We start from the raw sequence: 1,902 nt of genomic DNA on the forward strand, positions 1-1,902 counted from the left end.
AGATCTGTCGTGAGGTGAAGGTGGTCAGCCACCCTGACGATCTCATTGCAGTGCTGAAGGGCCAGACCTTGAACGTCGAGCGGGTCGGACTTGAAGCCGGACCTTTGTCGCAGTGGTTATTCGAGGGGTTGGCCAAGGCGGGATTGCCGGTCATCTGCATCGAGACGCGCCATGTGAAGGCCTTCCTGAAGGCGCAGCCCAACAAGACGGATCGCAACGATGCGCGCGGCATCGCGCAGATGATACGCGTCAATCTGTATCGCCCAGTGCATGTGAAGACGCTGACGAGCCAGAAGAGGCGGGCGCTTTTGACGGCCCGGAAGTTGCTGCAGGAAAAGGCGATTGCCATCGAGAACGACATCCGCAGCCTTCTGCGCAATTTTGGGCTGAAGGTTGCTGCCGTGGGAACGGTGAAGTTCGAAGAGCGCATTCGCGAGCTCACCGAAGGCATGCCCGATCTCGCGGCGATTATTGAGCCACTGCTTGCTGCCCGAGGGAAGCTGCGTACCGAATTTGCGCGCCTGCACAGGCAAGTTTTGGCGGTCGCGAAGGATGATGCCCCCTGCCGGCGCCTGATGACGATCCCTGGTGTCGGCCCTGTGGTGGCCCTCGCCTATACCGCGACAATCGACATTCCGCAGCGCTTCAGAAAATCCAAGGCCGTAGGGGCGATCCTGGGGCTGACGCCGAAGCTCGACGAGTCCGGGGAAAGCAGGCGCGTCGGCCGCATATCGCTGTGCGGGGACGGCATGATGCGAACTTTGCTCTATGAGGCTGCCCAAATCCTGCTGACGCGCGTCAGGAAATGGTCGTCGCTGAAGGCTTGGGCGATGAAGATCGCCAAGCGCAGCGGCATGGCGAAAGCAAAAGTCGCACTCGCTCGTCGCCTAGCGGTCGTCATGCATCGCATGTGGCTGGATGGCACTGAATTCTGTTGGACGCGAGAAGCCATGACACCAGCAAGCTGACAACAGGCGGAAGGAGAAAGACACAAAGTTCCGCCAACCGGCGGAAGGACGTCCTTCGCAGGACGATGGATGAGGCAAGTTCGGACCTATGTCTGTGCCGACCGCATCACGCGGTAATCACGCACCGGAGAGGCGGGCGCTTTTGACGGCCCGGAAGTTGCTGCAGGAAAAGGCGATTGCCATCGAGAACGACATCCGCGGCCTTCTGCGCAATTTTGGGCTGAAGGTTGCTGCCGTGGGAACGGTGAAGTTCGAAGAGCGCATTCGCGAGCTCACCGAAGGCATGCCCGATCTCGCGGCGATTATTGAGCCACTGCTTGCTGCCCGAGGGAAACTGCGTACCGAATTTGCGCGCCTGCACAGGCAAGTTTTGGCGGTCGCGAAGGATGATGCCCCCTGCCGGCGCCTGATGACGATCCCTGGTGTCGGCCCTGTGGTGGCCCTCGCCTATACCGCGACAATCGACATTCCGCAGCGCTTCAGAAAATCCAAGGCCGTAGGGGCGATCCTGGGGCTGACGCCGAAGCTCGACGAGTCCGGGGAAAGCAGGCGCGTCGGCCGCATATCGCTGTGCGGGGACGGCATGATGCGAACTTTGCTCTATGAGGCTGCCCAAATCCTGCTGACGCGCGTCAGGAAATGGTCGTCGCTGAAGGCTTGGGCGATGAAGATCGCCAAGCGCAGCGGCATGGCGAAAGCAAAAGTCGCACTCGCTCGTCGCCTAGCGGTCGTCATGCATCGCATGTGGCTGGATGGCACTGAATTCTGTTGGACGCGAGAAGCCATGACACCAGCAAGCTGACAACAGGCGGAAGGAGAAAGACACAAAGTTCCGCCAACCGGCGGAAGGACGTCCTTCGCAGGACGATGGATGAGGCAAGTTCGGACCTATGTCTGTGCCGACCGCATCACGCGGTAATCACGCACCGGAGAT

1 protein-coding gene and 1 pseudogene are annotated in these 1,902 nt (G+C 60.4%); both read left to right on the top strand.

Annotation, left to right across the window (positions count from 1 at the left end; genetic code table 11):
• A partial coding sequence (locus tag C5L12_RS27625; RefSeq protein WP_105375163.1) for an IS110 family RNA-guided transposase occupies positions 1-968 on the top strand: 968 nt, incomplete at its 5' end.
• 127 nt (positions 969-1,095) lie between these two features.
• Positions 1,096-1,770: pseudogene (locus C5L12_RS27630) on the top strand (IS110 family RNA-guided transposase); the annotation flags it as partial.
• Positions 1,771-1,902: the final 132 nt, after the last annotated feature.

It is taken from the genome of Neorhizobium huautlense (assembly GCF_002968575.1).
Taxonomy (GTDB): Bacteria; Pseudomonadota; Alphaproteobacteria; order Rhizobiales; family Rhizobiaceae; genus Neorhizobium; species Neorhizobium huautlense.